The following is a 647-nucleotide window of genomic DNA, read 5'->3' on the forward strand; positions in this document are numbered from 1 at the left end:
AGCGTGGTCTTGCCGTGGTCAACGTGACCGATCGTGCCCACGTTCACGTGCGGCTTGGTCCGCTCGAATTTACCTTTGGCCATTTTCGACTCCTAACAGGATTTTCGCACCTTGCGCCGCGCGCAACTTACTAGACTGATACAGCTGGTGCCCATGGGCAGGATCGAACTGCCGACCTCTCCCTTACCAAGGGAGTGCTCTACCACTGAGCCACATGGGCACTACAAAATCGACACTGGAGCGGGTGAAGGGAATCGAACCCTCGTCGTAAGCTTGGAAGGCTTCTGCTCTACCATTGAGCTACACCCGCGAGGGTTGGATTCCTTTACCGCTTGAATTCTGGTGGAGGAGGTTGGATTCGAACCAACGTAGGCGTAAGCCAACAGATTTACAGTCTGCCCCCTTTAGCCACTCGGGCACCCCTCCGCAGAGAACTATCGATTATGGGGTAACAACACGCCGTTGTCAAGCGTTTCTTACGACCCGAAAAATTCGAGGCTCTCACTTATAGGTGAGACGAAAAACGCAAAAAGCCCCAACTCGTTGGAGTTGGGGCTTTCGCTTGCTTTCAGCATGAGGAGCCTGACGATTACCTACTTTCACACGGGTATCCGCACTATCATCGGCGTGGAGTCGTTTCACGGTCC

General features: G+C 53.9%; 1 protein-coding gene and 3 tRNA genes. All 4 read right to left on the reverse strand.

The features are described from left to right. On the reverse strand, positions 1 to 83 hold an 83-nt coding region (locus tag NCS02_RS13140), incomplete at its 3' end, for a GTP-binding protein (protein ID WP_042615313.1). A gap of 62 nt (positions 84 to 145) precedes the next feature. Beyond that, positions 146 to 220: transfer RNA gene (locus tag NCS02_RS13145), tRNA-Thr, on the reverse strand. Positions 221 to 236: 16 nt separating this feature from the next. After that, positions 237 to 310: transfer RNA gene (locus NCS02_RS13150), tRNA-Gly, on the reverse strand. Positions 311 to 340: 30 nt separating this feature from the next. Beyond that, positions 341 to 426, reverse strand: a tRNA-Tyr gene (locus NCS02_RS13155). Positions 427 to 647 lie beyond the last annotated feature (221 nt).

This window comes from Caballeronia sp. NCF2, from assembly GCF_023631205.1.
Lineage (GTDB): Bacteria > Pseudomonadota > Gammaproteobacteria > Burkholderiales > Burkholderiaceae > Caballeronia > Caballeronia zhejiangensis.